25 protein-coding genes and 1 tRNA gene are annotated in these 26,852 nt (G+C 62.6%); 16 read left to right on the forward strand and 10 right to left on the reverse strand.

All coding sequences use genetic code 11. The annotated features are described in order from the left end of the window. The first annotated feature begins 54 nt into the window (after positions 1 to 54). Positions 55 to 456 carry a DUF3572 domain-containing protein gene (locus HDIA_RS12365; protein ID WP_342748132.1) on the forward strand — a complete coding sequence of 134 codons (402 nt, stop codon included), beginning with the start codon at positions 55 to 57 and terminating at the stop codon, positions 454 to 456. 99 nt (positions 457 to 555) lie between these two features. Beyond that, complete coding sequence (locus HDIA_RS12370; protein WP_099556443.1) at positions 556 to 1,899, forward strand: DNA polymerase IV; 1,344 nt, start codon at positions 556 to 558, stop codon at positions 1,897 to 1,899. 194 nt (positions 1,900 to 2,093) lie between these two features. Here HDIA_RS12370 and HDIA_RS12375 read toward each other — a convergent pair whose 3' ends face one another. After that, positions 2,094 to 2,912 carry a cell envelope integrity EipB family protein gene (locus HDIA_RS12375; protein WP_099556444.1) on the reverse strand — a complete coding sequence of 273 codons (819 nt, stop codon included), beginning with the start codon at positions 2,910 to 2,912 and terminating at the stop codon, positions 2,094 to 2,096. Between the two features lie 178 nt (positions 2,913 to 3,090). Here HDIA_RS12375 and HDIA_RS12380 point away from each other — a divergent pair, with 178 nt between their 5' ends. From HDIA_RS12380 to HDIA_RS12395, 4 genes are all read left to right on the forward strand, one after another. Further along, positions 3,091 to 3,555, forward strand: coding sequence for a RidA family protein (locus tag HDIA_RS12380; protein WP_099556445.1), 465 nt, complete (start codon positions 3,091 to 3,093; stop codon positions 3,553 to 3,555). A gap of 4 nt (positions 3,556 to 3,559) precedes the next feature. After that, on the forward strand, positions 3,560 to 4,336 hold the full coding sequence (locus HDIA_RS12385; protein ID WP_099556446.1) for a glycerophosphodiester phosphodiesterase family protein: 777 nt from the start codon (positions 3,560 to 3,562) through the stop codon (positions 4,334 to 4,336). 92 nt (positions 4,337 to 4,428) lie between these two features. Next, complete coding sequence (locus HDIA_RS12390; RefSeq protein ID WP_099556447.1) at positions 4,429 to 5,643, forward strand: GNAT family N-acetyltransferase; 1,215 nt, start codon at positions 4,429 to 4,431, stop codon at positions 5,641 to 5,643. 183 nt (positions 5,644 to 5,826) lie between these two features. After that, complete coding sequence (locus HDIA_RS12395) at positions 5,827 to 6,246, forward strand: HIT family protein (RefSeq protein ID WP_099556448.1); 420 nt, start codon at positions 5,827 to 5,829, stop codon at positions 6,244 to 6,246. A gap of 13 nt (positions 6,247 to 6,259) precedes the next feature. Here the strand turns inward: HDIA_RS12395 and HDIA_RS12400 are convergent, their stop codons facing one another. The 3 genes from HDIA_RS12400 to HDIA_RS12410 form a co-directional block, all read right to left on the reverse strand. Continuing rightward, the gene (locus HDIA_RS12400) at positions 6,260 to 6,616 is read right to left on the reverse strand and encodes an AzlD domain-containing protein (protein WP_099556449.1); all 357 of its coding nucleotides are present in this window, start codon (positions 6,614 to 6,616) and stop codon (positions 6,260 to 6,262) included. 3 nt (positions 6,617 to 6,619) lie between these two features. Then, complete coding sequence (locus tag HDIA_RS12405; protein WP_099556450.1) at positions 6,620 to 7,345, reverse strand: AzlC family ABC transporter permease; 726 nt, start codon at positions 7,343 to 7,345, stop codon at positions 6,620 to 6,622. 88 nt (positions 7,346 to 7,433) lie between these two features. Continuing rightward, positions 7,434 to 7,922 carry a DUF992 domain-containing protein gene (locus tag HDIA_RS12410; protein WP_099556451.1) on the reverse strand — a complete coding sequence of 163 codons (489 nt, stop codon included), beginning with the start codon at positions 7,920 to 7,922 and terminating at the stop codon, positions 7,434 to 7,436. 451 nt (positions 7,923 to 8,373) lie between these two features. Here HDIA_RS12410 and HDIA_RS12415 point away from each other — a divergent pair, with 451 nt between their 5' ends. After that, positions 8,374 to 9,084 (forward strand): DnaJ domain-containing protein, encoded by a 711-nt coding sequence (locus tag HDIA_RS12415; RefSeq protein WP_099556452.1) that lies wholly within the window; start codon positions 8,374 to 8,376, stop codon positions 9,082 to 9,084. 163 nt (positions 9,085 to 9,247) lie between these two features. Here HDIA_RS12415 and HDIA_RS12420 read toward each other — a convergent pair whose 3' ends face one another. Continuing rightward, positions 9,248 to 10,669 carry an SPOR domain-containing protein gene (locus HDIA_RS12420; protein ID WP_197708137.1) on the reverse strand — a complete coding sequence of 474 codons (1,422 nt, stop codon included), beginning with the start codon at positions 10,667 to 10,669 and terminating at the stop codon, positions 9,248 to 9,250. A 7-nt stretch (positions 10,670 to 10,676) separates the two neighbouring features. Between HDIA_RS12420 and HDIA_RS25595 the strand changes: the two genes are divergently transcribed. From HDIA_RS25595 to clpA, 4 genes are all read left to right on the forward strand, one after another. Beyond that, complete coding sequence (locus HDIA_RS25595; protein WP_162292588.1) at positions 10,677 to 11,069, forward strand: hypothetical protein; 393 nt, start codon at positions 10,677 to 10,679, stop codon at positions 11,067 to 11,069. A gap of 654 nt (positions 11,070 to 11,723) precedes the next feature. Beyond that, on the forward strand, positions 11,724 to 12,035 hold the full coding sequence (locus tag HDIA_RS12425) for a phasin family protein (protein WP_245884256.1): 312 nt from the start codon (positions 11,724 to 11,726) through the stop codon (positions 12,033 to 12,035). A gap of 593 nt (positions 12,036 to 12,628) precedes the next feature. Next, positions 12,629 to 12,958 (forward strand): ATP-dependent Clp protease adapter ClpS, encoded by a 330-nt coding sequence (clpS, locus tag HDIA_RS12430; RefSeq protein ID WP_099556455.1) that lies wholly within the window; start codon positions 12,629 to 12,631, stop codon positions 12,956 to 12,958. Positions 12,959 to 12,967: 9 nt separating this feature from the next. Next, the gene (gene clpA / locus HDIA_RS12435) at positions 12,968 to 15,424 is read left to right on the forward strand and encodes an ATP-dependent Clp protease ATP-binding subunit ClpA (RefSeq protein WP_099556456.1); all 2,457 of its coding nucleotides are present in this window, start codon (positions 12,968 to 12,970) and stop codon (positions 15,422 to 15,424) included. A gap of 177 nt (positions 15,425 to 15,601) precedes the next feature. On the opposite strand, the gene HDIA_RS12440 is transcribed toward clpA, so the two are convergent. Next, positions 15,602 to 16,261, reverse strand: a complete 660-nt coding sequence (locus HDIA_RS12440) for a DUF502 domain-containing protein (protein WP_099556457.1) — start codon at positions 16,259 to 16,261, stop codon at positions 15,602 to 15,604. 485 nt (positions 16,262 to 16,746) lie between these two features. Here HDIA_RS12440 and HDIA_RS12445 point away from each other — a divergent pair, with 485 nt between their 5' ends. Both HDIA_RS12445 and HDIA_RS12450 read left to right on the forward strand, forming a co-directional pair. Beyond that, entirely contained in the window at positions 16,747 to 17,106 is a 360-nt protein-coding gene (locus HDIA_RS12445; protein WP_099556458.1) for a YbaN family protein, read from the forward strand. A gap of 227 nt (positions 17,107 to 17,333) precedes the next feature. Next, positions 17,334 to 18,047, forward strand: coding sequence for a hypothetical protein (locus tag HDIA_RS12450; RefSeq protein WP_099556459.1), 714 nt, complete (start codon positions 17,334 to 17,336; stop codon positions 18,045 to 18,047). 45 nt (positions 18,048 to 18,092) lie between these two features. Here HDIA_RS12450 and HDIA_RS12455 read toward each other — a convergent pair whose 3' ends face one another. From HDIA_RS12455 to HDIA_RS12470, 4 genes are all read right to left on the reverse strand, one after another. Then, a complete protein-coding gene (locus tag HDIA_RS12455; protein ID WP_099556460.1) occupies positions 18,093 to 18,833 on the reverse strand; it encodes a cytochrome c biogenesis CcdA family protein in 741 nt (246 codons plus the stop codon). Between the two features lie 203 nt (positions 18,834 to 19,036). Beyond that, entirely contained in the window at positions 19,037 to 20,392 is a 1,356-nt protein-coding gene (gene tig, locus HDIA_RS12460; RefSeq protein WP_099556461.1) for a trigger factor, read from the reverse strand. Positions 20,393 to 20,683: 291 nt separating this feature from the next. Next, a tRNA-Leu gene (locus HDIA_RS12465) sits at positions 20,684 to 20,767 on the reverse strand. 152 nt (positions 20,768 to 20,919) lie between these two features. Continuing rightward, positions 20,920 to 22,455 (reverse strand): NAD(P)H-hydrate dehydratase, encoded by a 1,536-nt coding sequence (locus HDIA_RS12470; RefSeq protein WP_173796224.1) that lies wholly within the window; start codon positions 22,453 to 22,455, stop codon positions 20,920 to 20,922. A gap of 405 nt (positions 22,456 to 22,860) precedes the next feature. Here HDIA_RS12470 and HDIA_RS12475 point away from each other — a divergent pair, with 405 nt between their 5' ends. The 3 genes from HDIA_RS12475 to HDIA_RS12485 all read left to right on the forward strand — a co-directional run bounded on the left by HDIA_RS12475 (position 22,861) and on the right by HDIA_RS12485 (position 26,805). Further along, entirely contained in the window at positions 22,861 to 23,199 is a 339-nt protein-coding gene (locus HDIA_RS12475; RefSeq protein WP_099556462.1) for a P-II family nitrogen regulator, read from the forward strand. Between the two features lie 201 nt (positions 23,200 to 23,400). Beyond that, positions 23,401 to 24,810, forward strand: coding sequence for a type I glutamate--ammonia ligase (glnA, locus tag HDIA_RS12480; RefSeq protein WP_099556463.1), 1,410 nt, complete (start codon positions 23,401 to 23,403; stop codon positions 24,808 to 24,810). Positions 24,811 to 25,110: 300 nt separating this feature from the next. Next, a complete protein-coding gene (locus tag HDIA_RS12485; RefSeq protein ID WP_099556464.1) occupies positions 25,111 to 26,805 on the forward strand; it encodes a methyl-accepting chemotaxis protein in 1,695 nt (564 codons plus the stop codon). The last annotated feature ends 47 nt before the right edge of the window (positions 26,806 to 26,852 follow it).

The following is a 26,852-nucleotide window of genomic DNA, read 5'->3' on the forward strand; positions in this document are numbered from 1 at the left end:
GCGGGCATCCGCTCCCCGGTCGCCGGCCAGTGATCGCCGATAAACAGGAACCGAATGCTTGCCCGTGCCAGAAGAGGCGATCCGCTCGCCAACTGGCACTTTCACATGCTACTCGATGACATTACGAAGAAAATCTTTCGGAAACGCAAACATTTAATGGAAAAGGCAATGCAGAAGCGACTGACGCGGGAGGAAGCCGAAGGCATCGCAATCTCCGGATTGCGCTTCCTTGCCGGCAACGGCGAGGCTCTCGGACGTTTTCTGGCGCTGGCCGGCATCGGGCCGCAGGATCTGCGCACCGCGGCGAACGAACCCGGATTTCTGGCTGGCGTGCTGGAATTTTATCTGGAAGACGAAAGCCTTCTGCTCAGTTTCGCAAGCAATGAAAACTTGCGGCCGACCATGATCGCGATGGCCCGCCACACGCTGGAAATCACCGCCGAGGACGATTTCTGACACTTGCCCCAGGGGACGGGACAACCTCCGCGAAGGACTTGCCGGGCATGACGGGGGAAGCGTAAACTCGCCCCTCTTCACCGTCAGAGAGACAAGGCCGTGCCGGCGTCAAGCGAGTTTCAGGCCGATTCGCCGCCAGACCCGAAGTCGGCAGTCACGCAGGGGCCGGCGGGGTTCTGCCGCGATTGCCTCCATCCCGTCGAAGGCACCGAGCGCCGTTGCCGCCAATGCGGTGGCCCGCGGTTGCTCCGCCATCCGGAACTGCCCTCGCTCTCCATCGCCCATGTCGACTGCGACGCCTTCTTCGCCGCGGTGGAAAAGCGGGACGATCCGTCCCTTCGCGACAAGCCCCTGATCATCGGCGGCGGCAAGCGCGGCGTTGTCTCGACCGCCTGCTACATCGCCCGCATCCGGGGGGTGCGGTCGGCGATGCCGATGTTCAAGGCGCTTGAAGCCTGCCCGGACGCCGTGGTGATCAAGCCGAACGGCGCCAAATATGCCGCCGTCGGGCGCGAGGTGCGCGCCCTGATGATGGAACTGACGCCGCTTGTCGAGCCGCTCTCCATCGACGAGGCCTTCCTCGACCTCACCGGGACGATGCGCCTGCACAAGGCGATCCCGGCGCTCGCGCTCGCCCGCTTCGCCCGCCGCGTCGAGAACGAGATCGGCATCACCGTGTCGGTCGGTCTCAGCTACAACAAGTTCCTCGCCAAGATCGCCTCGGACCTCGACAAGCCGCGCGGCTTCGCCGTCGTCGGCAAGGCCGAGGCACGCGACTTCCTCGGGCGCCAGCCGATCTCGCTGATCTGGGGCGTTGGAAAGGCCGCGCAGGCCAGGCTCGCCGCCGACGGACTGCGCAGCATCGGCCAGCTTCAGGATATGGAGGAGGCGACGCTCGCCAAGCGCTATGGCGCCATGGGCCTCAAACTGGCCCGGCTCTCGCGCGGCGAGGACAATCGGTCGATCTCGCCCGATTCAAAGCGCAAGAGCGTCAGCGCGGAGACGACCTTCGAGACGGATCTCGCCCGTCTCTCCGATCTTCGCCCCATCATTCGCGAGTTGTCCGAAAAGGTCGCAAGGCACCTCAAGTCCCACGGCGTCGGCGGCTGGACGGTCACGCTGAAGCTCAAGACCAGGGACTTCAAGATCCGCACGCGCAGCCAGCGCCTGCACGATCCGACCCAACTCGCCGACCGGCTCTTTACGGCCGCTGACGCACTGCTTCGCCGCGAGACGGATGGAACACAGTATAGGTTGATTGGTGTCGGACTGTCCGACCTCGTCGATCCACGGCTTTGCGATCCGGGCGACCTCGCCGATCCGGGCGCAAGCCGCCGCGCCGCCGCCGAACGCGCGGTCGACACCCTGCGCGAAAAATTCGGCAGGACGGTTGTCGAAACGGGGCTCGTCTTCGAGAGCCACAAGCCGGGCAAGACGGACTGACCGCTACCGTAGCCGTTAGTCGGTCAGTCGTCAGGTTCTATGATTCCCCGTTCGCCGTAGTCTTGGGCCGTAGCCCCGAACGGTCTCCGCCCTAGAGCATTTCCGTTCAAAACGGAGTCACGGAAATACTCTATATTTTTTGTTTTCACGCAAATCCGGACGGAAAACCGGTTCCCACTTTTCCTGGATTTGCTCTAGTCGCAGGCGTCTTTCGGCAGCGTCTCGAGGCTGGCCATCCGGCCCGCAAGCTTGAAGTCGCCGTAGTCGAGCATGAGGTCGTCGGCAACGCCATTGGCGTAGAGATCGAAGGCGACCGTGTATTCCGGCGGCTTGTCGTCATGCACGGCCGGATCGAAATACGAGACGCTGACCGGCCAGTGCTTCATGCCCGCCAGTCTTGCTGCCGGACCGTCGTGAGACGCCAGTTTCGCCGCTCCGATGATCGCCGTCGTGTCCGATGCCCGGTCGCCGTCATCGACACCGTCAAAGATCTTGGCTTCGAGCAGGTTCTCTCCGGCCTGCGCGGCCGAAATGAGATCGCGCAGGTTCTGGGTCGGGAAGACAACCGCCGGGGCCAGATCCACCGTCCGGTCCGCCGGGCTTTGCAGCTGGATGCGGACATTCCCGCCATCCTTGCTGGCAGCCCCCTTCACTTCCTGGGTCAGCACGTCGTTGGTGTAGGTCTGCGACAGGAAACTGAAGGCGTTGCCTTCCGGGCTCTCGAACGTCGTCGTTCGCAGATCCGTCAGCATATCCTTGGATTCGCTGTCGACGAGGGTCAGGACGAAGCGAAAGTTCGTCGTATAACCTTCGCAGGCTCCGCCCGAAAACTCCATCACCATACGGCCCCTGACGCTGGAGATGCCCGACTGGCCGTTGCTGTCGGCAAGGCTGAGATCGTAGACGGCCCTGTGGGGCAGCAGCGAGACGGCCGCACTCGCAGCCGGAGCCTGAGAAAGAGCGACCACAGCCGCGCCCATAAACAGGGCAATCTTGCACGTCGATGTCATCATCAGGGCCTCTCGATACGCATCTCACACGCGCCTGATTTTGCGCCTCAGGCACCCCATTGTCGCCTCATTTGGGGGCTTTCGGCAATACGTCTTGCAGGCGTCGTGCCTTTCGGCCAAAAAGGCGCACGAACGTTGCCGCAACGACCCTCTCGAAACTGCAAAAATCCGGGAAAAATCAATGTCCGACGCCATCGAAACCCGCATCAAGGAACTGGGATATCATCTGCCCGAAGCGCCGCTTCCGGCTGCGGCCTATGTTCCCTATGTCATCACCGGCAACCTGATCTTCATTTCTGGGCAGATTTCCAAGTCGCCGGGCGGCGAAAGCGTCGTCGGCAAGCTCGGCGCCGATCTGGAGCTGGAAGCCGGTCAGGCCGCCGCCCGTATCTGCGCCCTCAACATTCTCGCCCAGGCCAAGGCCGCCGTCGGCAGCCTCGACCGGATTACCCGGGTCGTTCGCCTCAACGGCTTCGTCAACGCCACGCCCGACTACGTGGACCATCCGAAGGTGATCAACGGCGCCTCGGAGTTCATGGGCGAGGTGCTGGGCGAAAAGGGAACCCATTCGCGCTGCGCCCTCGGCGTCTCGGGCCTGCCCTTCGGCGTTGCCGTCGAAATCGACGCGGTCATCGAGTTCAAGTGACATCATGGGCCATGCCGACTGGCTGATCGCAAGACCCGTCGCTCACCGCGGCCTGCATGACATCAAGGCGGGCCGCGTCGAGAACACCCCGTCGGCCGTCGAGGCGGCCATCGCTAGGAATTTCGCCATCGAGATCGACATCCACCTGTCGGCCGATGGCGAAGCTTTCGTATTTCACGACAGCACGCTCGACCGCCTCACCGAAGGCACCGGCCCGGTCGCGGCCATGACGATCGCCGATCTGAAACGCGTGCCCTTCACGGCCACCAGCGACCGGATACCGACCCTCGACGAAGTGCTCGAGATTGTCGGCGGCAAGGTTCCGATCGTCATCGAGGTCAAGAGCTTTGCCGGTCACGAGACAACCGCTCTCGTCGCCCGGTCGGTCGAGATCGTTCGGGCCTACAAGGGCCCGGCTGCACTGATGTCCTTCGATCCCGGCGCGGTCCTCGCCATGCGCCAGCTGGCGCCGGACATTCCGCGCGGCATCGTGGCCGACGATTGCTCCGATGAGGACGACTGGGGCGGCTTTTCCCGCTGGCAGCGCTTCTATCTGCGCAATCTCCTGCACGCGCCGAAGACGCGGCCGCATTTCGTCAACTACTGGGTCAAGGCCCTGCCCACCCCTGCCCCCGCTCTTCTGCGCCGGCTCGGCGTTCCGATCCTCACCTGGACGATCCGGACGGCGGAGGACGTTGCCCGCGCAAGCCGCCATGCGGACCAGATCGTTTTCGAAGGCTTCGATCCGGACCTTGGCAATGCACCGCCCGCCAGCCCATAACCCGGCTCAAGCAGCAGGAAAATCGATCAAATTTCGTTTCCCGGACGCATGGGAAATTGACTGCTGCGCCGCAACACCCAAAATGTAGGCGCATGCAGACAGAAATTCCGCTCCGCGTCGTCGCTTCCCTTGCCGATCTCGATCGGCAAGCATGGGACCGCGTCGCCAATCCGGGCTGGGACCTGCCCGAGGGCGGCCGCTTGCAGCCAAGCGCCGGTGTCCAGCCGGCACAGCCCTACAATCCCTTCGTCGCCTATGACTTTCTCTGGTCCCTAGAGGAATCCGGCTGCGCGACACGGCGCACCGGCTGGCTCGGCCAGCACCTGATCCTTGGCGACGAGACATCGATCGAGGCTGCCGTCCCCGCCTATCTGAAGTCCCATAGCCAGGGCGAGTATGTCTTCGACTGGGGCTGGGCCGACGCCTTCGAGCGCGCCGGCGGCAGCTACTATCCGAAACTCCAGATCTCCGTTCCCTTCACGCCCGCGACCGGACCGCGCCTGCTCGTCGGCGACGGTGAAGGCGCCTTCGAGCGCCGCGCGATCATGGCCGAGGGAATCATGACCCTCACCCGCCGGCATGGTGCGTCATCGGCCCATGCGACCTTTCTGGAGCCGGAGGACGCGGACATCCTCTCAAGCTCAGGCTTCCTAGAACGCACGGACCAGCAGTTCCACTGGACCAACGATGGGTACGGCTCCTACGACGACTTCCTCGCCGCCCTCGCCTCGCGCAAGCGCAAGGCTCTCAAGAAGGAGCGCCGGGAGGCGCTCGCCAGCGATATCTCGATCGAATGGATCACGGGCAAGGATCTGACGGAAGCGCACTGGGATGCCTTCTACGCCTTCTACATGGACACCGGCGGGCGCAAATGGGGCCGGCCCTATCTGAACCGGCTGTTCTTCTCGCAGGTGTCCGACCGCATGGCCGACCGCATCCTGCTGGTCATGGCCAAGCGGGAGGGTCGCTACATCGCCGGCGCCCTCAATTTCATCGGCTCGGACACACTCTATGGCCGCAACTGGGGCTGCATCGAGGATCACCCCTTCCTGCATTTCGAGGTCTGCTACCATCAGGCTATCGATTTCGCCATCGCCCACGGCCTGAAGACCGTCGAAGCGGGCGCGCAAGGCGAGCACAAGCTGGCGCGCGGCTACCTGCCGGTCACAACCCGGTCGGCCCATTTCATCGCCAACCCGAGCTTCCGGGAGGCCATCGCCGACTATCTGGTCCGCGAGAGACGGGCCATCGCCGAAAATGCGGAATTCCTCAGCGATCAGGGGCCCTTCCGCCGCGATTGCGACTGACGCAAAGCATCACGCTATTCTTTTGTTATGTCTTTGGATTCGGCCTCAAAACGCGTTCCGGTCGTTGCCGCGATGCTGTAGTCTGCCCGTCCCGGGAGCCTGCCTTGCTTCCGCTGGAATGCCGGCATTCGCAACTTGATCCGGGTGCAGCGGGCGAACGCGCAAGCAAAAAGAGGAAACGCGATGAGCACCTATGACGACCAGAATATCTTCGCCAAGATCCTGCGCGGCGAGATTCCCTGTCACAAGGTCTTTGAAAATGACGACGCGATCGTCTTCATGGACATCATGCCCCAGAGCGAGGGCCATTCGCTCGTCGTCCCGAAAGCTGCCTCCCGCAATCTTCTCGATGCCGACCCGGCCGTCCTCGCCCGTGTAATTCCCGTGGTCCAGAAGATCACGGTCGCCGCGAAAACGGCCTTTCAGTCAGACGGCGTCAAGGTCGTGCAATTCAACGAGGCGCCTGCAGGCCAGAGCGTCTTTCACCTGCATTTTCATGTCATTCCGGTCTACGAGGGCGTCCCGCTTCGTCCCCACAGCGGCGAGATGGCCGATCACGGCGAACTTGCCGCCCTTGCGGAAAAGCTCAAGGCCGCGCTCTGACCTCGCCTAAGCTCTACCCGAACGTCCACCAGAGCTCGATCGCCAGCACGAACTGACCGAAAAGGATGCCGACGATCGGCCGGCGTCCTCCGGCGAAATAGGCCGCAAATCCGGCCAGGAACGCAAACAGCCGCATCCAGGTAGGAAGTTCGGCGAGATGGCCCTGCGGGAAAAGGACGAGCCGGGCGACGACGGCCGCGACCAGCGCCGTGGCAACGGCCCGGACCCACCGCAGCGCCTCGCTGTCCTCGTCGAGCCGGGTGCCGAAGGCAACGCCCATCCAGCGCCAGATATGGGTCGGCAGGGCGCCGGCCAGGACCATGAAGGCAAAGGGCCACCAGGGCGCATCGATCCACTCGCTGCCGGGCATGCGCTACGCCTCCCCCCGCTGCCGCCTGACGCGATCCACGAAATAGATGACGGTGCCGCCGACAAGACCGGCAAGCACGAGATCGAGCGTCGGATCGATCCAGTGGAAGAGCGGTAGCAGCAGGAACCCGCCGACGAATGCCACACGTTCGAGCCCGGTCCGCGAAGCGGTCCACAGCGAGAAGGTGAAATAGAGCGGCGTCAGGAAGAAGAGCGCGGCGGAGACCGCATCGGGCAGAGACCCGAGCACCTCATAGGCAAAGGCGGTCATCGCCGTGTTCGCCGCCACCAGGGTGATGGCAAAGCCCGCGAACCAGGCGACGCGATGCTCGCGCGGAACGTTCGGCAGATTTGCCATCGCGACGACATAGGCCGTGACCGCGACGAATGTGGAGGTGAAATAGAGCTGCCAGCGCGGCGTGTTCGGTCCGCGCAAGGTCGGCAGCATCGAGATGGTCATCGGCAGCAGGCGAACCGAACAGAGGACGACGGCCAGGACCGTCGCCCCGAAGGACGCTCCCGAGGCGATCGATCCGACAAGGACCACCTGGCTCGGCAAGGCCCAGATGATAGCCGTCATCGCCGCCGCCAGCTCTTGCGAGATGCCGGATTCGCGCGCGAGCCCGGCAAATCCCGTCATCGACGCGAAGAGAATCAGGCCGGGTATTGAGATGACCCCGCGCATGCCCCTGAGAAACCAGGTTCGCGAGGAAACAGGTAAGGACGCCATAACAGTGGCATCCTTGCCTGAGAATGATCGCCAGCGAAAGAGGTTTCCGGCAACGGAGCCATGCACCTTTCGCTGGCGGTCGGGCACGTCAGCCGTCGTTCATCGGCATCCTGAGATGCAGACCCGTCACCGCCGCCGTCAGGTTGGCGCCGGATTCGCTCTGCAGGCTGACCGGGTTGAGTGCGATGGACTTCATCGATCCGCCAATAAGGGTATTGGCCTGGACGCCCCGTCCGAGACTGGCGCCGGCGGATACGCCGCCATAATAGCCGGCCAGCGATTCCGGCTGGACCTTGGTCGAGGGCGCGAGCACGTACCAGACCAGATGAACGTCGTCTCGTTTGCCGAAATCGATGCCGTAGTGGTTGATCTTGGCCATCATGGGAACGGCGGGCTGGCTGCCGACCGGCTTGTAGGTACAGGACAGGTTGGCCGTCGAACCGACGATAAAATTGCTGCCCGATACTCCGTCGCAGACAAGCTTGCCGGCCTGGACACCCGGACTTGCCGCGAAGGCCGTGCCGGCGGAAAGGGCAAGCGCGAGGGAACCGATCGTCAGTGCATGTTTCGAAATCATCTCGATCTCCTTTTCTGTCGATCTCGTTGAAAGTCCTTCCACATGTGGGGCCTAACGATCCGCCGGCGGGTTTCGTTCCAAATCGGACCAACGGGCCGTGTCGGCCAGAAAAGACCCGCAAGCGAACGGCGCCTGACGCAGCAAACCTCCAGATATGGAACGGATGACTCAACGCGGGATACGACGTCGGCGTTCCTCATCAGCGAAATGGAACGACGAGAAGGCAGATGGGGATTGATTGTGGCGGGAAAAGGCCGTGCAATGTGGCGCCCGGCCTGCGCTTGGGACTTGATTTCTGGCGCCCAACGGCGCTCACATGGTCCGCTTGCGGCAATTGCCGCTACAGGAACACAATATCGTGAACCAGATTGGTCACGGTTCAAACGATTGATCCGCGTCCGGCGGCCTAGCCTCCGTGACCGGAAGACCATCCGACAGGATACGGATATCGATGACGGTATTTTTCGGTGTGATCGCGGCGGCGATCCTGCTGTGGTTCGGGCTTAAATGGTTTGCCGTCACGCCCACTACCAAGCTGCTGACGCAGGGCCCGGGCATGATGGCCATGGCAGCCGGCGCCATCGCGCTGCTTCTCGCCATGACAGGCAGGATCGGCCTGGCCGTGCCTGCCGCCGTTCTGGCCGCCTATCTCTGGGGTCGACGGCCTGCGCGCAAGGCACCGCAGCTTTCCGCCGACAACCGCCGCGACCCCTATCGCTCGATGGTCCGCTCGGCCGCCTTCGAGATGATCATCGACCAGCAGACCGGCGCGATCAGCGGCCGCATTCTTGCCGGAACTTTCGAGGGACGCGATCTCGATTCCCTCAATCCGGCCTCGCTGCGCCATCTCTATCTGGAGATTCAGAGCGACAGCGAGAGCGTCGCGCTATTTGAAGCGTATCTCGACCGCCGGCTTGCCGGATGGCGTAAAGACTTCGATTTCGACGAGAGTGCGCGGAAGAGTGGCACGGCGCGCGCGGGCGCCCTGAGTGAGGAGGAGGCGTACCAGATCCTTGGACTTGCGAATGGTGCCGGTGAGGCCGAGATCCGCGCCGCCCATCGACGGCTGATGAAGCGCGTTCATCCGGACCAGGGCGGCTCCACCTTTCTCGCTGCCCGCATCAATCAAGCCAAAGACAGGCTTCTCTCCAAACATCGATAAGCTCCATGGGAACACAGTTACTAAGCCAATGGCACTTTTCTGACATGCGGCGAGGAGACGACTGCCTCCTGCCGACCAGACGCACGAACAGGCGCCTGGCGATCCCTGCTTGAGGGCTACTTTTCACAACACCTTTCGAAGTGTCGGACCAACGCCCTGCCCGTCACGAACGGATGGCGAAGCAGGCAAAATCCTTTTTCTTCAGCAGGGCACAGGCATTCTTGGCCGCATCGCCATCGTCGAACCCGGCGAAACGAGCGCGGTAGAAGGTCGACTTGCCCTTGTTGAACACCTCGGTCATCGGGTCGGCATTGGCGAGAACCCGCCCGCCCTTGTCCTGAGCCTTCGCAAGCAGGCTGTGGGCAGCCTCACGCGATGGCAGCGATCCGATCTGGATCAGCCACTTCGACGACGATCCAGACTGGGCGGCAGACGCTGCCGGTGCGGCCGGCACGGTCGCAGGCAGTTGCTCGAGCGCGGCCAGTTCCGACTTTGACGGCTGAATGACGTCGGCGACAGGCACCGGCGGCAGCGGCACGGAAACCGTCTGCACGGGAAGAGCGCTGTCTTCGCCTTCCATCTCCGCGTCGCCCATCGCGCTCGGCTCTTCGTCAACCTCGGCGAAGGCCTCGGCCGCGGACGAAGGAAGCGAACGGTCGACATAGGCGTCGGGGGCTGGCTGCGGCAGGACCTTCACAGCCCGCTGCACGCTGATCGTCGCCGACGGCAGGATCGACGCCGTCGTAATTTCCTGCTGCGGCATCAGGGGCCGAGCCGGCGGCAGCGGATGCTTGCCAAGGCTGGCAACCATCTTCGGCTGAATGGCGATGTTCCTGGCCGCGACCGGCACCTTGTTTTCCACCGCCGAGGCAATGAGGTCATCGTCGACGCCACGTCCGCGGCGGGCCTTCGGCATGTATGCGGCAATCAGTTCGCGCATGCGGTCATCGCGCCAGCGGCCGCTTGTGCCGCCAAGGACGACGGCAACGACCTTGCGCCCGTCCCGCTGGACAGAGGTCACGAGATTGAAGCCGGACATCCGGGTGTATCCGGTCTTGATCCCGTCAACGCCCTCGACATTGCCAAGCAGGCGATTGTGGTTGCCGATCGTCCGGCCCTTCCACACGAATCTGCGGGTCTGGAAGTAGTCGAAATACCGCGGAAAGCGCACCTGGAGCGCTACGCCGAGGGTCATCATGTCCCGCGCGGTCGTATATTGCCGCTCATCAGGAAGACCCGACGCGTTGCGAAACCGGGTGCCCCGCATGCCGATCGCCCGTGCCGTCCGGGTCATCCGGTCGGCAAAGGCGCTCTCCGAACCGGAGATGTTCTCGCCGATCGTCGACGCGACATCGTTGGCGGACTTGGTCACGAGCGCCTTGATCGCATCCTCGACGGAAATCGTCTCGCCCGGCCTGAGCCCGAGCTTGGAGGGCGGCATGGATGCGCTGTGCTGCGTCGCGGTCAGGTTGCTCGAAAGACGGTAGCGCCCCCGCTCCAGTTCCTCGAAGAGAATGTAGAGCGTCATCATCTTGGTCAGCGACGCCGGATAGCGCCTCGCATCGGCGTTCTTCTGATGCAGCACCTTTCCCGTGGTCGTATCGACGACGATGTCGGCATATTTCGAGCTCTCGGCCCGGGACGGACTGGCAGCCAGCAATACGCTGCCGACCAGCGCGGCCGAACAAATCATCCGAAGAGCGTTGCAGAAGATCTTTTTTCCAAATGGACGGCTGCCAGACACGTTCGACCATTCCTTGCTTTTTGGGCTGCGGGCCCTGCCCGCGGAAAGCATGCGCGTTGACGACAAGGAGAAGCGCGCCAACCGCTGGATCATGTGTCGAACAGTGAAGGAACGGAGTTACAAAAGGGTAAAACGGACAGGAAATCCGCATACCGAGCTTGGAACTTGGGAAAAAACCTTATTAAGGGAACGTAAATTCCAACAATCGTATGTTAATTTTCAAAATAATTTAAATATTTAAGACACCACGGTGAAGATTAAATTTTCTGAAATTCCAGTGAATCGATGGTTTATAATTGTTTAATCGCCGAATTTGGCGGCAAAAAACATGAGGTCAGCCCAGAATCCGCATCATCGCACCCCGAAATCCGGACCAGTGGCTATTATCCTGGTGGGGCACTGCACAGAGGACGTCTGACAACGACTTCGAATTCGCCCGGCCCTTGTGAGACTGAGGCCGTTCTCGCCTTCAGCATCGCCCCATCGAACCGGAACGCTCGACCGCCTTCAAAGATGACCCTCCGTGAAGGACTGGCCGCATGCCATTCTTGAGCTGATCACTCAAACTTTGTGCAGCGCACAAATTTTGTTGACCGCGGTTATTGCATTGCATATATTTGCATCAATTCGCTGGGTGGTCGCCTGAGAAGCATCGAAGCGACAAAACAGGCCGGATTTTCTGGGTTCTCCTCGCCGAGCGAATACCGAGGGGCAATACGTCATCAGGCAAGTCAGGCCACCATCCTTGGCTCGCAGAGCCCTGAGGTCTCCTCACGGAAACGGGCACCGTTCCGGCCTCCGCGAGAGACGGGACAAAGGCTACCTGAACGCAAGGTCCACCCGGAAAAACGATCGCACACACGAGGTTCACGAGATGCTGAGCGGATACGAAGAGATGCAGAAGACCATGAAGGACAACATCGACCTCACCATGAAGTCGATCGACAAGATGTCCAAGGGCATGCAGGCCATGGCTGTTGAGGCGACGGACTATTCCAAGAAGTCCGCCGAGGATGCGTCCAAGATGGTCGAGGAGCTCATGGGCGCGAAATCCTTCGACGTCGCGCTGGCGCTGCAGAGCGACTACTTCAAGAAGTCGTACGAGGGTGCGGTTTCGCAGATGACCAAGATGACCGAGATGTACATGGATCTGTCCAAGGACATGTCCAAGCCCTACGAGGCCATGACCGCCAAGTTCGGCAAGTAACCGGCTCGGGTCGATACCGGGGCGTTGTGCCTGCGTCCGAAGGACGCCCATCGCCCCGGAAGAGCCGCTGCGGACACGACCGCAGACCCCGATCTGAGATTTTCGAGCCCGGCCATGCCGGGCTTCTTTTTTTTCAGCCGGCCAATCCCATATGAGGTGTCGCAGCAATAGGCTCTTCACTTTTTGGCGGGCTGCGCCAAACTGCCTCAAGAAGGCGCTTCACAAATCGCCCGTGACGTGATCGACTTCCGGAAGAGGCCGACAGGGCAGAAGCGGTCTGCGCGTGGTTTTTGAAGCGGCCATAACCATCGCGGAAGGCTTCTCGTATCCGATGTGGTGCAGACGAGGATGGCGTACCGACTGTTCGCGACCGGAGAAGGCGGATCCGCCTGATCAGGCTGCCGGACAGAGACGCAAATGGTCGTGCGCAAGGTCAATTCCGTGAACGTCCGGCGGAGAAACAACGCGGAAGCGACGCCTTGGAAGTTTCCGGACCGGCCTGGACGGATATGCTGCCCATCGGGGCAGGGTCCGGACGAGAAAGACAGAAACCCCGCTTCGGCGCGATACCGAAAGGCAAGCGGAAAGAAGAGATGAGCAACGACATTCGTCGGTCGGACAACAACGATTCCGATGGGGACGTCGTCACGAAGACGAGGTCGCGGACCAAGCGTCCCAGCATGTACCGGGTGCTGCTGCTCAACGACGACTATACGCCCATGGAATTTGTCACGCATATCCTGGAGCGTTTTTTCAACAAAGGCCGAGAAGAAGCCATACGCATCATGTTGCATGTACACCATCACGGTGTCGGCGAATGCGGGGTCTTCACCTACGAGGTCGCCGAAACCAAGGTGACACAGGTGATGGATTTCGCCCGCCGCCACCAACACCCGCTCCAGTGTGTCATGGAAAAGAAGTGAGGTTCTCCCGTGCCCTCTTTTTCCCGCAGTCTTGAAAAGGCTCTCCATCAGGCTCTTGCCCTGGCGAATGAGCGTCGCCAGGAATACGCAACGCTGGAACACCTGCTGTTGGCCCTGGTCGACGATCAGGATGCCGCAGCGGTCATGCGCGCCTGCAATGTCGATCTCGATATCCTCAAGCGCAATCTCGTCGAATATATCGACACGGAACTTGAAAATCTTGTGACGGAACTGGGCGAGGAGTCCAAGCCCACGGCCGGATTCCAGCGCGTGATCCAGCGCGCGGTGATCCATGTCCAGTCGTCCGGACGCGACGAGGTGACGGGCGCCAACGTGCTCGTGGCCATCTTCGCCGAACGGGAAAGCCACGCCGCCTATTTCCTGCAGGAGCAGGACATGACCCGTTACGACGCGGTCAACTACATCAGCCACGGGATCGCCAAGCGGGCCGGCATGGCGGATTCGCGCCCCGTGCGCGGTGTCGACGACGAGGCGGCGACGACCGAGGGTGGCGAGACGTCGAAGAAGAAGACCGACGCGCTCGAGGCCTATTGCGTCAACCTCAACGAGAAGGCCGCCAAGGGCAAGATCGACCCGCTGATCGGCCGCGAGAGCGAGATCAACCGGACGATCCAGGTGCTCTGCCGCCGCTCCAAGAACAACCCGCTCTATGTGGGTGATCCGGGCGTCGGCAAGACGGCGATCGCCGAAGGCCTTGCCAAGCGCATCATCGACGGCGACGTGCCGGAGGTTCTGCTCGATTCGACCATCTTCGCGCTCGACATGGGCGCGCTGCTGGCCGGCACGCGCTATCGCGGCGACTTCGAGGAACGCCTCAAGCAGGTGGTCAAGGAGATCGAGAACTATCCCGGAGCGGTGATGTTCATCGACGAGATCCACACCGTCATCGGTGCGGGCGCGACCTCGGGCGGCGCAATGGATGCGTCGAACCTGTTGAAGCCGGCCCTCGCCTCCGGTTCGATCCGTTGCATCGGTTCGACGACCTACAAGGAATACCGCCAGTTCTTCGAGAAGGACCGGGCCCTCGTGCGTCGCTTCCAGAAGATCGACGTCAACGAGCCGACCGTTCCCGATGCGATCGAGATCCTCAAGGGCCTGAAGCCCTATTTCGAGGACTACCACCGCGTCCGCTACACCAATGACGCCATCAAGGCGGCAGTGGAGCTTTCGGATCGTTACATCAACGACCGCAAGCTGCCGGACAAGGCCATCGACGTCATCGACGAGACCGGCGCCTCGCAGATGCTTCTGCCTGAAAGCCGTCGCCGCAAGACGATTGGCGTCAAGGAGATCGAGAACACCATCGCCACGATGGCCCGCATTCCGCCGAAGTCCGTCTCGAAGGACGATGCGGAGGTGCTGGAGAACATCGAGACGAACCTCAAGCGTGTCGTCTACGGACAGGACGAGGCGATCACCGCCCTCTCCTCCGCGATCAAGCTCGCCCGTGCGGGCCTGCGCGAGCCGGAGAAGCCGATCGGCAACTACCTCTTCTCCGGTCCGACCGGCGTCGGCAAGACCGAGGTGGCGCGCCAGCTCGCCTCGCTGCTTGGTGTGCACCTCATTCGCTTCGATATGTCGGAGTATATGGAGCGGCACACGGTCTCGCGTCTGATTGGCGCTCCGCCCGGCTATGTCGGCTTCGACCAGGGCGGTCTCCTGACCGATGGCGTCGACCAGCACCCGCACTGCGTCCTTCTGCTGGACGAGATCGAAAAGGCCCATCCGGACCTCTTCAACATCCTCCTGCAGGTGATGGACCACGGCAAGCTGACCGACCACAACGGCAAGCAGGTCGATTTCCGCAACGTCATCCTGATCATGACGACGAATGCGGGCGCGGCCGACATGGCCAAGGCACCGATCGGCTTCAACCGCACGCGGCGCGAAGGCGACGACGAGGAGGCGATCAACCGCCTGTTCACGCCGGAGTTCCGCAACCGCCTCGATGCGATCATCCCGTTCGGCGCCCTGCCGCCGGAGGTCGTCCGTTCGGTCGTCACCAAGTTCGTGATGCAGCTGGAAGCCCAGCTCACCGACCGCAACGTGACCTTCGAACTCTCCGATGCGGCCGTGAACTGGCTGGCTGAAAAGGGCTACGACGAGCGCATGGGTGCGAGGCCACTTGGCCGCGTGATCCAGGAGAACATCAAGCGGCCGCTTGCGGACGCCGTGCTCTTCGGCGCGCTCAAGAAGGGTGGCACCGTGAAGGTCGACGTGGAGACGAAGGAAGACGGCAAGACCGGCCTGAAGCTTGACGTGATCGCCTATACGCCGCCGCCGCCGAAGGCGTCGAAGTCGGGACCGGGGCCCGCCTCGGATGGTCCGGATGACGACGATCCGAAGCCGCGCAAGCGCACGCGCAAGTCGCCGCCGAACTCTGGCGACGGCGGCGCCTCGCCGCGTCGCGGATCGGTGCCGAAGGTGCCTTTGAAGATCGTCTGAGCGAAGCGCTCTCGCTTCAACAAGACAAAAGGCCGGCAACCCTGTTGCCGGCCTTTTTCATTTCATTCTGTCTCCCCCGACCGCAGCCAAAGACGAACCATCCCTCAAGAGCGGAGATTTGCCAGAGGGCTCGGGAAGCGGAAACGGGAGACAGTGATGCTCCGGGCCAGCCGTCTTTCAGGCATCCTCGGGAATGCGTGAGCCCTGGGGCTTCTGGCTTTTCGTCTTCGTCGTTTCAGGACTGACCAGGCCGCCGGAAATGATGAGCTTCGCGGCATCCTCGATGCTCATGTCGAGCTCCGTCACGTCCTCCTTCGGAACGAAGAGCAGGTAGCCCGACGTGGGATTGGGTGTCGTTGGCAGGAAGACGCAGACCATATCGTCCTGAGGCAGCTTTTCTGCCAGTTCGCCGCGCGTGCTGACCGAAATGAAGACAATCGAATAGAGCCCCTTGCGCGGATATTCGATCAGAGCGGCCGTCTTGAAGGAGTTGCCGCGCTCGGACAGGACCGTCTCGAAGATCTGCTTGAGGCCCCGATAGAGATTGCGCACGACCGGCATCCGGTCGAGCAGATGCTCGCCCCAGTGGATCAGTGTTCGCCCGGCCAGACTGGCGGTGAGGAAGCCGATGATCGTCAGCGTGACGAAGCCGACCACCAGGCCGAACCCCGGCACAGGAAAAGGTAGGTAGGAATCGGGCGTATAAGCCCTTGGGATATAGGGTTTGACCCAGCTGTCGACCCAGTTGATCAGCGACCAGGACAGATAGAGCGTGATGCCGGCCGGGCCGGCCACGATAAGGCCCGTCAGGAAGTAGTTCCTAAGCCTGGTGAGCATGCACCACGTCTCCAACTCTCGGGCCGGTCAGCGCCGGCCATCGGACAGATTACCCAAGCAAGTACCACGGTGGCGCGGTAAAGACTATGGTGTGGAGTATGCCAGTCGGATATCCGGGCGCCACGTCTTCCAGCCGTCAGAGGGGACGTTATCGTGACCGCCCGGACGTCGCCCTGCCGCCTGCCCGGCGACGGCGGCAATTCCGAAGGCTCCTCCGGCACGCGCAAGATGAATGCGCCACCTTGGCTTCCCACCCAAGCTATCGCACGAAAGCCGATGACCGTTAAGCGAATTTCGGAACCTCGAATCCCGCCGCGACCGGTGTCTTCGCTGGCGGCAACGCGCTTGAGGCGGAACGTCCAAGGGTCGCCCGCTTGTGACAGGCGGGCCATATGATACCCTTGTCGTGAAAAGGGTCCCTTCGCCGGCGCGCTCGACAGCATGCGCCCGATCAGGCACTTGGCACCCCATCAGGTTCTCGGACATTGCCACGCAGCTTCTTTCTCCTTTGCGGATTTCTGTTTCTCGGTCTGGCGGTCATCGGCGCAATCCTGCCGCTGATGCCGACGACCATTTTTGTCATTCTCGCCGCAGGCTGCTTCACCCGTTCCTCGCCGCGCCTTGAGCAATGGCTTCTCGACCACAAGATCTTCGGTCCAACGCTGCGTCGCTGGCGGGAGAATCATGCTATTCCGCCGGTGGCCAAGGGAATGGCCGTTGGCGGAATGACGATTGGTCTTGCCGGCTTCATCTATGGTGCGGAACCGCCGGCTTGGGGTATTGCGCTTGCGTTTGTCTTCATTGCGGCCTGCGCGGGCTATGTCTTGACCCGGCCGTCAGCATGAGTCGTCTTGGTTTACGCAATCATCCGTGGAAGAGACCACACTTCACTCTCCCTTAGTTCTGAAATGACTTGCCGTTGGCAAAGCCATAGCGTTTCCTCATACGATGCGGCAGAGGGGGATTCGGTCAGCCTGCTCGCCTCGGGGCAGAGGACGCTAGGGTTGTGAGTAACCGCGGCAATCATTTCGACGATTTGTTCGGCCCGGAAACGAAATCAGAGCCGAGCGGCATGGTCGTTCTGCTGTGGGCGCTTCTCGCCGGCTTCATGCTGTTCGTCGTCATCGTCGCTCTCATCTACGGAACGCCCGAGCGCAATCCCGCAAACGCCGCTATCTACGACGACAGCGCCCTGCCGCCAACCGCGCCCGAAGAAGCCGGCGATACGATCGCCGCCGTGACGGTGCGCGACAAAAGCGATCCCGAAAACGGCCCCTATACGCAGTTGAAGGAAGAGGTCGCCAAGTTGCGCGATGACCTCGTCTCCATGCGCAAGAGCCTCGACGTTATGCGCCAGCAGAACGACGATCTGGTTCTGCGCGTCGACACCCTGGAAAAAAAGAACTTCGACGAATACACCGGAAGCATCAACCCTATCCGCAGGGCGGACCCTGCGCCGACGCCCCAGTCCGCCCCTGACACGTTGCAGCAGCGCGCCGACGAAAAGGCGATGCAGACCCGCTTCGGCATGGAACTCGGCACCTTCGACGACCTGCGCAGCCTGAGGGCACGCTGGCGCCAGGTCGTCTCCGAAAAACCGGCACTCTTCAGGGGGCTGGATGCCGTTGCCACGGTGCGCGACCGCGGCGGCCGGACTGAGCTGGTCCTCGTCGCCGGTCCCTACCGCAACGCCGCGACGGCGGCGGAAAACTGCGGCCGCGTCGAGGCTGCAGGCCTTGCCTGCAGCCCGGCCTTCTTCTTGGGACAGCCACTCGATCTGCGCTGAGCCTTGGCTCCCGCCGCCTTTGATGGATCTCGGACGTTGCGGCGATCAGCCGAGCGTCTGCAATTGCGGGAAGGTTTCCAGCAGCCAGAAGGAAATCTGCTGCATGTCGCCGGTGACGAAAAGCACGCCGGTAACGACCAGGACCAAGCCCATCGCCTTTTCCACCATCCCGAGCCGGCTACGGAAGCGGCGCAGGAACGACAGGAAGGCTCCGGCAAAGAGCGCGCTCGCGATGAACGGCACCCCGAGGCCAGCGGAGTAGACCGCGAGCATGAAAGCGCCCTCGCCCACCGTTTCACGCGAGCCAGCAATCGTCAGGATCACACCGAGGATCGGCCCGATGCAGGGCGTCCAGCCGAAGGCGAAGGCAAGGCCCATCAGGTAGGCGCCGAGCGGTCCGGCCTTGATCGACGCCGTGTTGAAGCGGGCCTCGCGATAGAGCAGCCCGATCCGGAAGAGGCCGAGGAAATGCAGGCCCATGATGATGATGACGATGCCGGCGACAAGCGCCAGTTCGCCGGCATGCCGGGCCAGAAGCTGCCCCACCACGGAGGCCGTCGCACCGAGCGAGACGAAGACCGTCGAAAAGCCGAGAACGAAGAACACCGCCACAAAGACCGCCCGCCGGCGCGCGGCCGATCCGCCGGCATCCGTGCCCTGCAGGTCCTCGATCGTCGCACCGGCCAGGAAACCGAGATAGGGCGGGACCAGCGGCAAGACGCAGGGCGAGACGAAGGAAAGAATTCCGGCGAGAAACGCAGCCCAGATGGTCAGATCCGCAGTCATGCCCGATATCGTTCCTTGCTCTCGTTCCTCGCTATCACGCGGCTTCTATAACGCCTAGGCGCATGACGCCGAAATCACATTTGGTCATGTTGTCCCAGGCCGCGTCGACTGCGCCCGGTCCGGCCCATTCGCAAACAGAAAAGGCCGGACCCGCCAAGGCGAAGGTCCGGCCTTTCCATCAGATTTCAGTCGCTGGCAGTCGATCAGACCGCGGCAGCCTCTTCCTCTTCGTCGGCGAAGAGCTCGTCCTTGGCAACGGTCTTGTCGGTGACCGTGACCTGGGACAGAAGGTGGTCGACCACCTTTTCCTCGAAGACCGGAGCCTGCAGCGAGGCAAGGGCCTGAGCGTCCTTGCGGTAATACTCGATCACCTCGCGCTCCTGGCCCGGGAACTGCTGGGCGCGCTGGATGAGCGCACGCTGAAGCTCCTGCTCGTTGACCTTGACCTCCGCCTCCTCGCCGATCTTCGACAGGACGAGGCCGAGGCGAACGCGCCGCTCGGCGATCTTCGTGTATTCCTCGCGCGCCTTCTCCTCCGTGGTGTCTTCGTCCTCGAAGGTCTTGCCGGCGTTCTGCATGTCCTGGCTCACCTGCTGCCAGATGATGTCGAACTCCTGCTGGACCAGCGTCGGCGGCAGGTCGAAGGAATAAAGGCCGTCGAGCGCATCGAGAAGCTGGCGCTTCACCTTCTGGCGCGTCTGCGCACCATACTGGCTCTGGATCTGGTCGCGGATCAGCTCCTTGAGCTTGTCGATCGACTCAATGCCGAGCGTCGCGGCGAAGGCATCGTCGAGGACCATCTCGTTGGGTGCCGCCACCTCGAACACTTCGATGTCGAAGGTCGCCGCCTTGCCCTTGAGATCCGGAGCCGGATAGTCCTCGGGGAACGTGACCTCGATGATCTTCTTGTCGCCGACCTTGGCGCCGACAAGCTGCTCCTCGAAGCCCGGAATGAACCGGCCCGATCCGAGCGTCAGATAGGCCTCGTCGTCCGCGCCGCCCTGGAAGGGCTCGCCGTCGACCTTGCCGAGATAGGAAAGCTTCACGCGGTCGCCATTCTCGGCCGCGGCCCCTTCGGCGCGCGGCTCATAGGTGACGGAACCCTCGGCGATCTTCTTGAGCTGCTCTTCGACTTCCTCGTCCGAAACGTCCGCGATCGGACGCTCGATCGTGATCCCCTCGATCGAGGCAACCTCGAACTCGGGGATGATCTCGTAGCTCATGGAGAAAGCGAGATCGACGCCGCCGTCCAGCACCTTCTCGGCCTCTTCGTCGGCCAGATCGATGGCCGGCTGGATCGCCGACTTCTCGCCGCGCTCCTTAAGGGCCTCGCTGGTCGTCTCGCCGATCGTAGTGTTGACGATCTCGGCCATCGCCGACTTGCCGTAGAGCTTCTTGACGTGACCAAGGGGAACCTTGCCCGGACGGAATCCCTTGAGCTGAACACGGCCCTTGAGGTCGTTGAGATAGGTGTCCAGCTTGTCGGCAAGCTCGCTCGCGGGGACGACGATCTCAAGTTGGCGCTTGAGGCCGTCGGAAACTTTCTCGGTCACCTGCATCGGTTTGTCTTTCGTCCTTGTCACTCGTCGAGGGCCTGCCGTTCGCCTCGCTCGGCTGCGAGGGCGGCCCGCCGGAATTCTTCATTTGCGGACAGCAGCCCCGATTGCGGCTAGTCCGTAAAGGGCCATATCCGGCGAACGGGCCTGAGCCATCCGCGAGCCGAACAGGGTCCAAACTCGAAATGCATCGGGACGACACGTCCGCCGCGCTGCCTTTCGGCGATCCACCAAAAAGGAAATCGCCGCAAAGTCTCGAAACGTCCGCTGGCGACGGAAACGGCGACGGCCGGCTGGTGCGGGCGGAGGGATTTGAACCCCCACGGCAAAGCCACTGGAACCTAAATCCAGCGTGTCTACCAGTTCCACCACGCCCGCGACAACGAGCCTCCCGTGCGGCCATGGCCCAAGGCGCCGCCTCTATAACACCAGTGCCAGGGCGGAGAAAGCAAAAAGAGCGGCCATTTTCGGCGTTAGACGGATGAATGATGCCCTGACCCGGATCGCGGGACAATCGGCCCGGCAACCGATCAGTCTTCGAAGGGCGGCGCGGCCCTGACGGCACGGATCGCCTCGACAAGATCGTCGGCGACGAGCCCGGGGCCGGCGACGTTGCCGGCCATGCCATGCATGTAGACGCCCATGGCCGCCGCCTCCCTCGCGCCGATCCCCTGGGCGAGCAGACCGCCAATGATGCCGGCCAGGACGTCGCCCGACCCCGCCGTCGCGAGATCCGCCGGCGCGTTCTCGTTGACGAGGCAGAAGCCGTCCGGCCCGGCGATCACAGTATCGGCGCCCTTGAAGACAACGACGCCCCCGGAGACCTCCGCGGCCGCACGGGCAGCATCGAGCTTGGACGCGCCCTGCCCGCCTGCACCCTTGAAGAGCCGCCGGAATTCGCCGGAATGCGGCGTCATCACCGTCCCCGCCGGCCGGCCGCGCACGAGGGCAAACAGAGCGCCCGGATCATCCTCGAAACTCGTCAGGGCATCGGCATCGAGAACGACGGCCGCGGCTGTGCCCAGCGCAAGACGCACCATCTGCCGCGTCGCCTCGCCAACGCCGAGCGCCGGGCCAAGCACAATCGCCGTCAGGCGCGGATCGGAGACCAGTTCGCCGAACCGATCGGGATCGTCGCAGCGGCGGGTGATGAGCGCGGCAAGGAATCCGGCCACCAGAGGCAGCGCCTCGCCGGGCGCAGTGACCGTCACCAGCCCCGCCCCGGCCCTCAGCGCGGCGCCGGCGGCCAGCCGCGCCGCCCCCGTCGCCTCGACGCCGCCGCAGGCAACGACGGCGCTGCCGCCTGAATACTTGTGGCCGGCAATCGACTTGCGCGGCCATTTGTCCTTCCAGAGATCGGGATGGTTGGCCGCCGCCATCGGCCGGATGGCGCCGAGCACTGAAGGCTTGATGCCGATGTCGGCGACGACGACCCGCCCCGCATTCACCCGTCCGGGCAACAGAAGGTGGCCCGGCTTGCGCCGGAAGAAGGTGACGCTGCGGTCCGCCTCGACAGCGATGCCCAGGATCTCGCCCGTGCGACCATCGATGCCGCTCGGCAGATCCACCGCAATGACCGAGGCGCCGCCACGGCGGGCGGCATTGATCCAGCCGATTGCCTCGGCCGCGCGCCCTTCGACCGGCCGGGCGAGGCCTGCGCCGAAAATCGCATCGATGACGACGTCCGCCGCCATGATCGCCGTCTCGCTGACGGGCTCAATGGTCCCCCGCCAGCGTTTCGCCGCGATCGCGGCATCGCCGGTGAGCCTATCCGTATCACCAAGAAGCAAGAGGCGCACGACCATCCCCCGCTGTGCCAGTACACGGGCCGCCACAAAGCCGTCGCCGCCGTTGTTGCCTGGACCGCAGACGACCGTCACCCGCGTGCCATGGCGATGGCGGGCCACCACATCGTCGGCGATTGCCAGTCCGGCATTCTCCATCAGGGTGCTGCCGCTCGTCCCCTTCTCGATGGTCATGCTGTCGGCGCGGCCCATCTCGTCAGGCCGCAGCAGCAGATGAGGACCGGCCGCCGCGAATATCGAGCCTTCGCCTTCCAGCACCATGTCTCTCCTTGTCGGCCGGCCGTATGTCTGCCAGCAGAAATCTGCCGGACCGACGCGGCCACCGGCATCGCACCCCTGTTCCGGTCAGGCTTAGCATGGCCTATCGTTGCGTCAAATCAGCGGACGACCGCAGCAGTTGCCGGGGACCTGGCATAAGGCCCGACCGGGCGAATTGTGCACATTCGGGTCCGCATATGTATAATTATTATGCAAATGACTGTTTTTTCATCAACCAATTGGACAAAAGAATTTGTAGGCCGCATCGCATCCAATGTTTATCGCCTCTTTTCTCAGCATTTTGGCCATTTCTTGGAAACCACCCCGACTGGCACAAGCCATGCTAGGGTGTGACCAGTTTTCTGTCTGGCCCTGTGCGGCCCCGCTGACGACGGAGAGAAGGAGGCGATGAAAAAAATCGAGGCAATCATAAAGCCTTTCAAACTCGACGAGGTGAAGGAGGCATTGCAGGAGGTCGGCCTCCAGGGCATCACCGTGACCGAAGCCAAGGGTTTCGGTCGGCAGAAGGGGCATACCGAGCTCTATCGCGGCGCCGAATATGTCGTCGATTTCCTGCCCAAGGTGAAAGTCGAGATCGTTCTTCCGACCGAAATGGTCGAAAAGGCCGTCGAAGCCATCCGCACCGCCGCCCAGACGGGCCGCATCGGCGATGGCAAGATTTTCGTCTCCCCCGTCGAGGAAGCCGTTCGCATTCGAACCGGCGAGACTGGCAACGACGCAATCTGATCGAAGCCGGCGGATCATGGATCCGCCGGCTTTGTCCGTTTTCTCAAAATTTGCGGTGGGTCCGGCTGGCAAGGCATTGGCTTGCCGGCCAAAACCTGCTTAGTTTCGCGGGCCTGAGCGTCCGCGATTTGCCGTCTCCATCATTCGGCCTATATTGCGGACCACCAAAAGCAACAACCCTGAGATTCAAAGGGAAGGCTAATGACGACCGCAGCCGACGTCCTCAAAATGATCAAGGACAACGACGTCAAGTTCGTTGACCTGCGCTTCACCGATCCTCGCGGCAAGATGCAACACGTGACCTTCGACGTGGGCCTTGTGGATGAAGACATGTTCGCCGAGGGCACCGCCTTCGACGGGTCTTCGATTGCTGGCTGGAAGGCCATCAACGAGTCGGACATGACGCTGATTCTCGACCCCGAGACGGCACACATGGATCCCTTCTTCGCCCAGTCGACGCTGGTCATCACCTGCGACGTGGTCGATCCGATCTCCGGCGAGCCCTACAACCGCGACCCCCGCTCGATCGCCAAGAAGGCCGAGGCCTACATGGCCGGCGCCGGCATCGGCGACACGGTCTTCTTCGGCCCCGAAGCGGAATTCTTCGTCTTCGACGACGTGAAGTTCGCAGCCGAACCCTACAACACCGGCTTCCGGCTCGACAGCGTCGAACTGCCGACCAACTCCGATACGGATTACGAGATCGGCAACCTCGGCCACCGCGTCCGCACCAAGGGCGGCTATTTCCCGGTGCCGCCGGTGGACAGCCTGCAGGACATGCGTTCCGAGATGCTCTCGGTCATGGCCGAGATGGGCGTCACCGTGGAGAAGCATCACCACGAGGTCGCCTCGGCGCAGCATGAACTCGGCATGAAGTTCAACACGCTGACCCGCATGGCCGATCAGACGCAGATCTACAAGTATGTGATCCATCAGGTCGCCAACGCCTATGGCAAGACCGCCACCTTCATGCCGAAGCCTGTCTTCGGCGACAATGGCTCGGGCATGCACGTGCACCAGTCGATCTGGAAGGACGGCAAGCCGGTCTTCGCCGGCAACCAGTATGCGGACCTTTCGGAAACCTGCCTCTTCTACATCGGCGGCATCCTGAAGCACGCCAAGGCGATCAACGCCTTCTCCAACCCGTCGACCAACTCCTACAAGCGTCTGGTCCCGGGCTATGAGGCCCCCGTGCTGCTCGCCTACTCGGCGCGCAACCGTTCGGCCTCCTGCCGTATCCCCTACACGACCAACCCGAAGGCCAAGCGCGTCGAGACCCGCTTCCCCGATCCGTCGGCGAACCCGTATCTCTGCTTCACCGCGCTGCTGATGGCTGGCCTCGACGGCATCAAGAACAAGATCCATCCCGGCGACGCGATGGACAAGAACCTCTACGACCTTCCTGCAGAGGAACTGAAGGCGATCCCGACCGTCGCCGGCTCCCTGCGCGAGGCGCTCTCCGCGCTCGACGCGGACCGCGACTTCCTGAAGGCCGGTGGCGTCATGGACGACGATTTCATCGACAGCTTCATCGAGCTGAAGATGGAAGAGAACATGCGCTACGAGATGACGCCGCACCCGGTCGAGTTCGACCTCTACTACTCGGTCTGAGGCGCGTCTGTCGTCGGGCACGACGGCTTGAAGAATTGGGCGGCGGGAACATCCATGTTCCCGCCGTTTTTTATTGCAGGTCGTGGCGAGCTGACTGTTTGGCGCAACGCCGAACCCAGTGCCTCTGGCGATATCCGCGCATGACAGCATGTTGTTTCATATAGCGGAAAGCCCCACGGGATGAGCAATCTTCCCTAATGCACGGAAGCGCCTTGGCGTTTCCGGTTATGTCGTTCGATTTACGGCTTATAAACCGAACAATGCGCAATTCTTCTTATGGCCTGAGCGCGCGAGGAAGAAATGCGACTGACAATTTCACGGAAGCTTGGATTTCTATTTGGAGCCCTGCTCTGCCTTGGCGGCGGTTTGGGCTATGTCGGCTATGCGTCTGTCCGCAGCGTTGCCGATCTCGGCATCCAGGTCGGCGAGGATCTTGCCCCCCTTGGCGATGCGGCCATGGAGATCAAGCTCGCGGCGACGCGCTCGCATCTGCTCTTTGAAGAAATCATGGCCGGCGATACGTCCGAGGATATCGCCGAGGTCTGGTCGCTGCTGGACGAGAGCCTCTTTTATGCCAATGCCATTTTGAACGGCGGCAGCAACAGCGAAGGCTCCTTCGTTCCAACCCGGTCGCCCGTCGTTCGGGAAAAGATCGAGGAAACGAAAGCCAAGCTCGGCGAATTCATCAAGGTCGCGCACGCCCGCTACGACGGCCGCGACGCCGCGGCCGGTGGTGCCGGCACGCCCGCCGATCAACAGTTCGATGAGGCGTTCGACACTCTCCTCCAAACGGCGGACGAAGCCGAGGAGGCAATCCACCACGACATGACCGCCGGTCTTGCGGAGTTGAAGGCGGAAGTCGCCGCCACCAACAGAACCGTGCTCGTCACGGCGCTCCTGCTCGCCGTCGTGACGGTGGCGGGAATGTTCTTCGCCCAATACCGCATTTCCGCGCGCACGGCCGCTCTGGGGAAAGTGGCAATGTCGCTGGCAGCCGGCGACCAGAATGCCCCGATGCCCGACTGGTCTTCCAGCGACGAACTCGGCGATCTCAGGGAGGCCCTTGCCGCCTTCCGCAAGGCATTGTCGCGCCAGAACGAAATGTCGCGCGATCTGATTGAACAGGATGCGGCAGCCAAGCTGGAACAGAAGCAGATGATGACCCGCGTCTCCCAGGAGTTCCGGCAGACGACGGAAGGCTATTTCGCCTCCCTGGAGAAGGCATCGAACGCCCTGCAATCGTCCGTCACCACCCTCGATGCCTCGTTCGGGTCCTCGCAATCGACCGCGGAGAAGACTGAGAGCGCAGCCGCCGACGTTGCCAGCAACGTGCAGGCCGTCGCGGCGGCGGCGGAAGAGCTGGCAACCTCGATCGGCGAGATTGGCCGCCAGGTCGGCACGACCACAGAAATCGTCTCCAATGCGTCGGCCCACGCGGATGCGACCAACCAGAGGATTACGGGACTGGCAACGGCCGCCGACAAGATTGGAGCCGTCGTCAGCCTGATCCAGGACATCGCCGAGCAGACCAATCTTCTGGCGCTCAACGCCACCATCGAAGCCGCCCGCGCGGGGGAAGCTGGCAAGGGCTTTGCCGTGGTTGCGGCCGAGGTCAAGGAACTCGCCACCCAGACGGCCAAGGCGACGGACGAAATCAGCAGCCAGATTGCGGCCATCCAGGCGGCAACCGGCGACGCGGTTTCGGCGATCGGCGATATCAGCGACCGCATGCGTACCGTCAACAGCCATACGGCGTCGATCGCGGCATCCGTGTCGCAACAGGGAACGGCCACATCCGAAATCGCGCGCAGCGTTCAAACAACCTCGCAGCGCACCGACGACGTGACCGAGAACATGCAGGCCATGCGCAGCGGACTGGAAGCCGCCAAGAGATCGTCCGATGGCGTTCGCGACACAAGCAGCGCCGTTGCGAGCCAGACGGCGGAGCTGCGCAATGCGGTCAACGCCTTCCTGCGCAGGATCGAGGCCGCCTGATCCAACCGTCCCGGATGACCATGAGGAACGAGCGTCGGCGAGGCATC

The sequence above is a fragment of the Hartmannibacter diazotrophicus genome, from assembly GCF_900231165.1.
Lineage (GTDB): Bacteria > Pseudomonadota > Alphaproteobacteria > Rhizobiales > Pleomorphomonadaceae > Hartmannibacter > Hartmannibacter diazotrophicus.

Coding starts and splice junctions, on each gene's coding strand:
- HDIA_RS12365 (WP_342748132.1), top strand. CDS start 55: ATGCTTGCCCGTGCCAGAAGAGGCGATCCGCTCGCCAACTGGCACTTT.
- HDIA_RS12375 (WP_099556444.1), bottom strand. CDS start 2,912: ATGATGACATCGACGTGCAAGATTGCCCTGTTTATGGGCGCGGCTGTG.
- HDIA_RS12380 (WP_099556445.1), top strand. CDS start 3,091: ATGTCCGACGCCATCGAAACCCGCATCAAGGAACTGGGATATCATCTG.
- HDIA_RS12385 (WP_099556446.1), top strand. CDS start 3,560: ATGGGCCATGCCGACTGGCTGATCGCAAGACCCGTCGCTCACCGCGGC.
- HDIA_RS12390 (WP_099556447.1), top strand. CDS start 4,429: ATGCAGACAGAAATTCCGCTCCGCGTCGTCGCTTCCCTTGCCGATCTC.
- HDIA_RS12395 (WP_099556448.1), top strand. CDS start 5,827: ATGAGCACCTATGACGACCAGAATATCTTCGCCAAGATCCTGCGCGGC.
- HDIA_RS12400 (WP_099556449.1), bottom strand. CDS start 6,616: ATGCCCGGCAGCGAGTGGATCGATGCGCCCTGGTGGCCCTTTGCCTTC.
- HDIA_RS12405 (WP_099556450.1), bottom strand. CDS start 7,345: ATGGCGTCCTTACCTGTTTCCTCGCGAACCTGGTTTCTCAGGGGCATG.
- HDIA_RS12410 (WP_099556451.1), bottom strand. CDS start 7,922: ATGATTTCGAAACATGCACTGACGATCGGTTCCCTCGCGCTTGCCCTT.
- HDIA_RS12415 (WP_099556452.1), top strand. CDS start 8,374: ATGACGGTATTTTTCGGTGTGATCGCGGCGGCGATCCTGCTGTGGTTC.
- HDIA_RS12425 (WP_245884256.1), top strand. CDS start 11,724: ATGCAGAAGACCATGAAGGACAACATCGACCTCACCATGAAGTCGATC.
- clpS (WP_099556455.1), top strand. CDS start 12,629: ATGAGCAACGACATTCGTCGGTCGGACAACAACGATTCCGATGGGGAC.
- HDIA_RS12440 (WP_099556457.1), bottom strand. CDS start 16,261: ATGCTCACCAGGCTTAGGAACTACTTCCTGACGGGCCTTATCGTGGCC.
- HDIA_RS12450 (WP_099556459.1), top strand. CDS start 17,334: ATGGTCGTTCTGCTGTGGGCGCTTCTCGCCGGCTTCATGCTGTTCGTC.
- HDIA_RS12455 (WP_099556460.1), bottom strand. CDS start 18,833: ATGACTGCGGATCTGACCATCTGGGCTGCGTTTCTCGCCGGAATTCTT.
- tig (WP_099556461.1), bottom strand. CDS start 20,392: ATGCAGGTGACCGAGAAAGTTTCCGACGGCCTCAAGCGCCAACTTGAG.
- HDIA_RS12470 (WP_173796224.1), bottom strand. CDS start 22,455: ATGGTGCTGGAAGGCGAAGGCTCGATATTCGCGGCGGCCGGTCCTCAT.
- HDIA_RS12475 (WP_099556462.1), top strand. CDS start 22,861: ATGAAAAAAATCGAGGCAATCATAAAGCCTTTCAAACTCGACGAGGTG.
- glnA (WP_099556463.1), top strand. CDS start 23,401: ATGACGACCGCAGCCGACGTCCTCAAAATGATCAAGGACAACGACGTC.
- HDIA_RS12485 (WP_099556464.1), top strand. CDS start 25,111: ATGCGACTGACAATTTCACGGAAGCTTGGATTTCTATTTGGAGCCCTG.